This window comes from uncultured Fretibacterium sp., assembly GCF_938030725.1.
In the GTDB taxonomy this organism is placed as follows: domain Bacteria; phylum Synergistota; class Synergistia; order Synergistales; family Aminobacteriaceae; genus Fretibacterium.
The window spans coordinates 1-8029 of sequence record NZ_CALHIQ010000033.1 but is presented as its reverse complement, the minus strand read 5'-3'; the positions used below and the strand labels follow the sequence as shown (position 1 = coordinate 8029).

The 8029-nt window shown below is 67.5% G+C and carries 6 protein-coding genes; 4 read left to right on the top strand and 2 right to left on the bottom strand.

Annotation, left to right across the window (positions count from 1 at the left end; translation table 11 throughout):
• The coding region (locus tag Q0629_RS02360) for an adenine deaminase C-terminal domain-containing protein (RefSeq protein ID WP_298778452.1) at positions 1-1390 on the top strand (1390 nt) is incomplete at its 5' end.
• Positions 1391-1865: 475 nt separating this feature from the next.
• The gene (gene pepF / locus Q0629_RS02355) at positions 1866-3713 is read left to right on the top strand and encodes an oligoendopeptidase F (protein WP_298778449.1); all 1848 of its coding nucleotides are present in this window, start codon (positions 1866-1868) and stop codon (positions 3711-3713) included.
• 505 nt (positions 3714-4218) lie between these two features.
• On the opposite strand, the gene Q0629_RS02350 is transcribed toward pepF, so the two are convergent.
• Positions 4219-4860 (bottom strand): YigZ family protein, encoded by a 642-nt coding sequence (locus Q0629_RS02350; protein WP_298778447.1) that lies wholly within the window; start codon positions 4858-4860, stop codon positions 4219-4221.
• A 1-nt stretch (position 4861) separates the two neighbouring features.
• A complete protein-coding gene (locus Q0629_RS02345) occupies positions 4862-5359 on the bottom strand; it encodes an HIT domain-containing protein (RefSeq protein ID WP_298778444.1) in 498 nt (165 codons plus the stop codon).
• A gap of 169 nt (positions 5360-5528) precedes the next feature.
• On the opposite strand from Q0629_RS02345, the gene Q0629_RS02340 reads away from it, so the two are divergent.
• Both Q0629_RS02340 and Q0629_RS02335 read left to right on the top strand, forming a co-directional pair.
• Complete coding sequence (locus tag Q0629_RS02340) at positions 5529-6161, top strand: class II aldolase/adducin family protein (protein WP_298778442.1); 633 nt, start codon at positions 5529-5531, stop codon at positions 6159-6161.
• On the top strand, positions 6139-8029 hold a 1891-nt coding region (locus tag Q0629_RS02335), incomplete at its 3' end, for a UvrD-helicase domain-containing protein (protein WP_298778441.1). The genes Q0629_RS02340 and Q0629_RS02335, both read left to right, overlap by 23 nt.

The window sequence follows — 8029 nt, the reverse complement described above, 5'->3', positions numbered from 1 at the left end:
CATGCTGGCGGCCAGCGAGGACCTGCCCATGCGGTTCTACGTGCTGACGCCCTCCTGCGTCCCCTCCGCGCCCGGCCTGGAGAACGCCGGAGCCTCCTTCGGGGCGGCGGAGGTGGAACGCCTGATGGCCCACCCCAGGGTGCTCGGCGTCGCGGAGCTGATGGACTACCCCGGCGTGCTGTCCAACAGCAGCCGGATGCGGGCCATCATGGGGGCCTGCGAGAAGCGGGACGGCTTCATGCAGGGACATGCGCCCTTCCTCTCGGGACGGGAGCTGAACGCCTACCTGGCGGCCGGCGTGCGGAGCGACCACGAAACCCGCACGGGCCGTGAGGCCAGGGAGAAGCTGCGGCTCGGAATGAACGTGGACATGCGCGAGAGCTCGGTGTCCATGGACGTTGAGGCCATCGCCCCCGCCGTCCTGGACTTCCGCTCCCTCACGAACCTGTCGCTCTGTACGGACGACCTGGAGCCGGAGGACATCCTGACTACGGGACACGTCAGCCGCGTCGCCGCCAGTGCGGTGCGGTGCGGCATGTCGCCGGAGCAGGCCGTCGTCTGCGGGACGCTCAACGCTGCGCGGGAGATCGGCATCACGAACCTGGGGGCCGTGGCCCCCGGCTTCGCCGCGGACCTGCAGATCGTGCCGGAGCTGGCCTGTCCCAGGCCCAGCGCCGTGTTCGCCGCGGGGCGCCGCGTCGCGGAGGACGGACGCCTCTCCATCGCCATCGAGCCCCGCTCCTTCCCCCAGGAAAAGGTCAACACCGTCCGCCTGAAGCGCCCCGACGCGGAGGACCTCAGGATTTGCGCGAAGGGGGACGCCGCGCGCGTGCGGGTCGTGCGCTACGCGACCCCGAAGGGGACCACCACGGAGTTCGGCGTCGAACGCCTGCCCGTGCTGAACGGCTACCTGAACCTAGGCGGCGACCCGGACCTGAAGTTCGTCGCCGTGTTGAACCGTCATGGCCTGAACACGCGCTTCGTGGGCGTCGTTCGGGGCTTCGGAACGCAGAGGGGGGCCTACGGTGCCACGGTGTCCCACGACTGCCACAACCTGGTGGTGGTGTACGACACCCCGGAGGACGCATTGGTCGTGATCGAGGCCCTCATCGAGTGCGGCGGAGGCAAGATCGCTGCGCTGGACGGACGGGTGATCGCCCGCCTGGAGCTGCCCATCTACGGCCTCATCTCCCGCTTCCCCGCGGCGGAGCTGGCGCGCGACATCGCGGACGTCAAGGCAACGCTGCGCAGCAAGCTGGGGCTCGACGTGCCGAACCCGCTGATGCGCATCGTCTCCCTGGCCCTGCCGGTCATCCCCAAGGCGAAGTTCTCGGACTTGGGGCTGGTGGACGTGCTCCAGCAGAAGATCGTCCCGCTCTTCGTGGAGTGACCTAAGACAAGCGCCGGGCGATAAGATTAAGTACGAATGAAGCAGGGGCCGTCCGTCGGAACGGCCCCTCTATTCTGTTCGGCTGTATGGTCGCTCCATCCTTTTTCTTTAAGATCAGTTTTAATCAATCCTTCTAAACTCAAAAAATTGCCTTTTGGGGGCTGTTTTGGGCTTCCGAGAGGTCCGGAGAATCCGGCGGCCCCCTGTCAGGAGTCTGCGTCCGGCCTTCGGTTCCGGCTTGGACATCCTCTACGCCCATGCGCCTGTGATAACATAATGAAGGCAGGGCGTGGGTTTTCAGGTGTTTTGGGCAGTTGAGGAAGGACGGAGGCGATGGAGGGTGAAGGGGATGAGGATACGGCGCGCGCTGCCGCTTCTGGCCGCCGCCTGTTTTTCCTGCGCGGGCTTTGCCGCCGAAGGGTTTGCGGCTGCCGGCGTTGAACAATTCGATGCTTTGACGCGAGGTGTTGTTCCGATGAATTTTGCGATGCGGTTTGAAGCCCCGGAGGCCATGGGGGGTGGAACGGGCGGGGTGCCGGAGAGGCGGGACGTCCCGGAGGCCATGCGATGGGACCTGGAGGCGATCTATCCTTCCTTCGATGCCTGGGAGAGGGCCTTCAGCGACCTGACGCCGAAGATCGACGCGCTGGCGGGCTTTGCGGGACATCTGGGTGAAGGTCCGAAGAAGCTTTTGGAGTACCTGAAGGCCGAGGAGGCCGTTTCCCTGGAGCTGGAGAAGCTCTACGTCTACGCCAACATGAAGAGCCACGAGGACCTGAGGGAAACGTGCCCTATGGAGCTGGCCAGCCGCATTGAGGCGCTGTCGGCCAGACACGGCGTGGCGACCGCTTTCTTTGCCCCTGAGGTCATGGAGCTGCCTGAGGAGGAGCTGCGGCGCTGGGTGCGGGAGGAGCCGGATTTGAAGCTCTACGCCTTCTTCCTGGAGCAGCTGCTGCGGGAGCGGGAACACATCCTGCCCAAGGCGGAGGAGGCGCTTCTGGCCAGCGCCCGAGAGGCGACGTCGGCTCCGGAGAACGCCTTTTCGCTGTTGACGAACGCGGACCTGAAGTTCCCCACGATCCAGGACGAGGAGGGGCAGAGCGTCGAGCTGACCGAGGAGCGCTGGTACAAGCTCAGCCGAAGCCCCAATCGGGACGTGCGCCGGACGGCTTTCGAGGGCATCTACGGAACCTATGGCTCCTTCAGGAACGCCCTGGCTGCGCTCTATGCGGGGTCCGTGAAGGGCGACCTGTTCTACGCCAGGGCGCGGCGCTACAAGGACAGCCTGGAGGCGGCGCTCTTTGGCGACAACGTGCCCCGCAGCGTGTACGAGAACGTGGTGGACACGGCCGCTCGCTGCGCCCCCCTGATGCACCGTCTGGTGGCGCTGCGGAAGCAGGTGTTGAAGCTCGACCGGCTGCACTATTACGACCTGAACGTCCCCATCGCCGAGGAGCCACGGGAGGATATCCCCTACGAGAGGGCCTGCCAGATGGTGGCGGAGGCCCTGGCCCCGCTAGGGGAGGACTACGTGGCGAACTTCAAGCGCGGCCTCGCGGAGCGGTGGGTGGACGTCTATGAGAACCGGGGCAAGCGCAAGGGGGCCTACTCCTGGGGGTCCTACGCCACGCACCCCTACGTACTGCTGAACTACAACGGAACCCTGAACGACGTCTTCACGCTGGCGCACGAGATGGGGCACTCCATGCACAGTTGGTACTCCCACAGGAACCAGCCTCAGGTCTATGGCGACTACACCATCCTCCTTGCGGAGGTGGCCTCGACGACGAACGAGGCACTGCTCCTGGGACACCTCCTGAAGACCGCCAAGACGGAGGAAGAGCGGAAGTGGCTCTTGAGCTACTACTACAACATGGTTCGGACGACCTTCTTCCGCCAGGCGATGTTTGCGGACTTCGAGCTCCAGGCCCACGCCCGCGCGGAGGAGGGGGGCGCCCTGACGCCGGAGTGGATGAGCGGCCTGTGGCGTGAGCTGAACGAGAGGTGCTACGGGCCGGACATGGCCCCGGACGAACTCCTGTGGGTGGAGTGGGCCCGCATCCCTCACTTCTACAGCGCGTTTTACGTCTATAAGTACGTCACGGGCTTCACCGCGGCCAACGCCTTCGCCAGTGCCATCCTTGCAGGCGAGCCTGGGGCCGTGGACCGCTACCTGACCTTTTTGAAGAGCGGCGGCAGCGACGAATCCCTGAACATCCTGCGGCGCGCCGGCGTGGACCTGACGAGCCGGGAGCCCTTCGACCGGACGATGAAGCTGTTTCAGGAGCGACTGGAGGAGGGGGAAAGGGTTTGGGGCCGGTAGGACGGGCCTGAGGGACGTCAGTCGTTGCGCCAGCGCTGCGGAGGTGGCGAGCCTCCTTGGATTCACCCCCGAAGTTTTACGTAAATTTTGGCGCAGACTGATGTTTTTCTGGACAAAATCTCAACTTTTATATTATAATTAAGGTCCTTTCAGAACGACCTGTCACCTCTACTTATCAGTCTGAGGGCCGCGGCGTCTGGCGTTATGCCTCACTGCCGCGGCCCTTTCTTCGTCCTCCAATTTGCAGCCTTTTTGAAGAATAAGCGTAAAAAATCATTGATCTTTACTGATGAATTAGGGGAAGCCTGACTGCCGGGAGGCGCCAGCCGTTGGGCTCCCGGAGGTTGGAAGGGAAACAGAACGGGACCTCCGTTCGCTCGGGCCAGCATCGGCTGGCCTGGCGTGAAGGTCCCGCGTTGGGAGGATTGGGTGAGGGGAAGCGAGCGGCGTTGCTGCCGGAGGACTCGTCAGCAGAGGGGGCGGCGCGGGCCTGTGGTGAGGCGCATCACGAAGGGGGTCCCTCGTCGCGCCACTCCAGGACCGTTCCGCAGGCCGCCATCTCCGAGAGCACTGCAGCCAGCCCCGCTAGGTGCGAGCGTGGGACGCGGGCGCGGACCAGGACTTCCTCGCCGTAGGTCCACTGCGCCCCCTCGCCGGCGCCCCAGTCCTCCAGCAGGCGGGTCACCAGGCCGATGGCGGGGTAGGAGAGGCGCACCGAGAGGGGGCACGACAGGACGCGTCGCACGGGACAGGCCGCGGCCACGGCCAGGTCCGCCACACCGCCGTAGGCCTCGATGAGCCCTCGAACGCCCAGTTTGACGCCGCCGAAGTAGCGCGTCACGACGACGACGAGGTTCACCATGCCCGAGCGCTTCAAAGCCCCCAGGATGGGGCGTCCTGCCGTCCCTGAGGGCTCCCCGGCGTCGCTGCTGAACTCGACCGCCGGTTCCGGGCCCAGGAGGCAGGCCCAGCAGTTGTGGGTCGCGTCGCGGTGCGCGGCCTGCACCCGGGCCAAGGCGGTCCGGGCCTCTCCCTCGGTACGGCAGGGGTCGAGCCGGGCGATGAAGAGCGAGCGCCGGACCTTCATCTCGGCCTCCGCTGACGCCAGGGGCTCCAGGTACTCGTCCGGAACGGTTCTTCCGGTCACGTCAGATCATCATCTCCTCGTTCCACACCGTCCGCAGGCGACGGTAGGTTGCCTCGATGGCCTCGGACACCACGCGCGTCTCGGACAGCACGGGCATGAAGTTGCAGTCGCCCGTCCAGCGTGGAACGATGTGGCGGTGCAGGTGTCCGGCCACGCCGGCGCCGGCGGGCTTCCCCAGGTTCATGCCCAGGTTGAAGCCGTCCGGGTGCATCAGCTTCCCCAGCACCTTCACCGCGTGGGCAGTGAAGCGGTGCATCTCCCGCACCTCCTGCTCGGTCAGGGACTGGTAGTCGCTGGTGTGCCGGAAGGGGAGCACCATCATGTGTCCGGGGTTGTAGGGGTAGAGGTTCATGATCACGTAACAGGCTTCGCCGCGGTGCAGGATGAAGCGCTCCTCATCCCGCCGCTCCGCAGGGAAGCTGCAGAAGATGCAGCCCTCCCCCTCAGGCTTGGGAGCGGTGATGTAGTCCATTCGCCACGTCGCATAGAGCTGCTGCATGTTCGTCACTCCTTTGCTTCTTCGTTAAGCCGGCGGCCCTTGAGGGGACCGGCTCGTTCTTCGGGCGTGACCCTATTCTAACAGATGGGGCGTCCCGTCCGCTATAATTTAAGAAACTTGTGGAAAGGGGGAGAGCGCCACGCTGCTCGAACGCGAACGAAACGCCGTCGTGGAGTACGGCTGCAGGCTGGTGGAGCGCGGCCTCACGCGGGGCACGGGGGGGAACGTCAGCGTCCTGAGCCGGGAGAGTGGGCTGTTTGCCATCAGTCCCTCCGGCATGGACTACTTTGAAACGAGGCCGGAGGACGTCGTGGTCCTGGACATGGAGGGGAACGTCGCGGATGGCGCCCGCAAGCCCTCCAGCGAGGTGGAGATGCACCGCCTGCTCTACCTCGGACGGGAGGACGTCGGGGCCGTTGTGCACACCCACTCCGTCTACGCTGCGGCCGTTTCCTGCACGCGGGAGGCCCAGGCGGAGGGGCTGCCGCCCGCGCACTGCGCGGTGGCCCTGGCCGGCGGCGACGTGCGTTGCACGGCCTACCACCCCTTCGGCACCCGGGAGCTGGCGGAGGCGGCCTGCGAGGGGATGCGGGGGCGCTTTGCGGTGCTGCTGGGGAACCATGGCGTCCTGGCCGCAGGGTCGGACGTTGGCCATGCCTTCGCCCTGGCGGAACAACTGGAGTTTGCCTGCGAGGTTTTGGTCCACGCAGCGTCCGTCGGCACGCCGGCGCTGCTCTCCTCCTCGGACCTGCTGGCTGCGCGGGAGAGGTTCCGCGACTATGGACAGGAACGCCGCGAGTAGCTTCTGGGACGGGGCCCTGCTGCCCGATGGGACGCCGGAGGGCCAGCGTGCGGCGGTCACGTCCTCCGGCGGCCTCATCACGGTGGGGGCCGGGGCCGGGACGGGCAAGACGTGGGTCCTGTCCAACCGCTACGCGCGCCTGCTCCTGACGGACCCGGACTGCCTGCCCTGCGACGTCCTGACCCTGACCTACACGGACGCCGCCGCCGGGGAGATGCGCCGCCGCATCGAAGACCGCGTCCGCGCCCTGATGGACGTGCAGGACGCCCCCGTCAGCCCGGAGCGTCGTCGGGAGGTTTTGGAGGGCTTCAGCGAGGCGTGGATTTCGACGATCCACGCCTTCGCCGCCCGCCTCGTCCGGGAGTCGGGGCTGGCGCTGGACGTCGATCCGCGCTCCGCCGTGGTCTCCGGACCTCAGACGGAGCGCTTCTGGGCGCGGGTGCGCGACGCCCTGGAGGAGGGCAGCCTGGGAGAGCTGGCCGACGCCTGCGCCCACCCCCACCTTCGGGCTGTCGCCCGCGAGCTGGACCAGGACCCGCTGCTCTCCGCCGCCGTGGGGCGATGGGGCGCCGAGGCGCTGAAGGACCTGGCGCGGGAGGCGGCGGACCTCCATGCGGACCTGGGGCACCGCTGGGAGGACATGATGCGCTGGGGGGAGGAGGCCCTGAGGGAGGACGACCCCCAGGCGCGGGCGGCGGGCCGGGAGATTTTGGTCATGCTGCGCCTCTCGTGGCGCCGTGCCTGGGCGACGTGGCGCTGCGTCTTCGACGCCCTGGCGGAGGACATCCGCGCTGCGGGGGCGGCCGCCAGGGCCAGCGGCAAGAACGTCCCCGACCGGCTCCTGTCGGAGTTCATGGAACGCTGGGAGGACCGGCTGGCGGGGCCGGAGGCGGCGGACGACGAGCTCCGCACCTTCTACCTGGAGGTCATGGATCGGGAGCGCCTCAAGGGCGGGAACAGCGGCCTGCTGAAGAAGGTGAAGGAGGTGCTGGGGACGACGCTCGGCGCGTGGCAGGATGCGGAGGAGGAGGACGGGACCCCGGCGCTCTCCGTCCCTTCGCCGGACGCGCCCCTGCCGGAGCCGGAGCGCCTCATGCGGTCCGCCCTGCTGCGGTTCTGCGCGGCGGCCTGGGGGCTGTGGGACGCAGAGCGCCGCCGGCGGGGCCTGCTCTCCTTCTCCGACATGATCCTTCAGGCCAGGGCGGCCGTGGAGTCCGGGAAGGCTCAGCGGACCTTTCGTCACATCCTGGTGGACGAGTTTCAGGACACGGACCCGCTGCAGTTCGGCATGATCGAGACGCTGCGGCGGGAGGGCGTGCGATCGCTCTTTGCCGTCGGGGACCCCAAGCAGTCGATCTACGGCTTCCGCCACGCAGAGCCTTCCCTGTTCGCCGAGGCCATCGGTCGGGCGGACGCGCGGGTGACGCTGGACGTCAGCTTTCGGACGCGGGGAGCGCTCCTGACGCGGCTCAACAACCTCTTTGAGCACGTCTGGCGCGACGGGCTGGGGACCTCGGAGGCGATGTCGCGCCTCGAGTTCGAGCCCCTGTCCCCGGCGGGGTCCGGAGAGCGGGGAGCCGGGACGACACCGCCCTTCTCCGTCCTGCTGGCGGTGAAGGAGGGACGCGCGGTCCTGGGGGCCCGAAGGCAGCTAGCCGGGGCGCTGGCCCGCCGCGTGGCCCGCTGGGTGGATGAGGGCCGCACCGTATGGGACAAGGGGTTGAATCTCCTCCGTCCCCTGCGGTACGGGGACTTCGCCGTCCTGGCGCGGACACGGGGGAGCCACGAGCTCCTGGAGGACGCCTTCGCCGCAGTGGGAGTCCCCGCCGTGCAGGACCGCAGCCGGGACTACTTCAGCCGCGGCGAGG

Excerpts from the sequence above, each read along its gene's own strand:
- pepF (WP_298778449.1), top strand. The coding sequence starts at position 1,866 with ATGAATTTTGCGATGCGGTTTGAAGCCCCGGAGGCCATGGGGGGTGGA.
- Q0629_RS02345 (WP_298778444.1), bottom strand. The coding sequence starts at position 5,359 with ATGCAGCAGCTCTATGCGACGTGGCGAATGGACTACATCACCGCTCCC.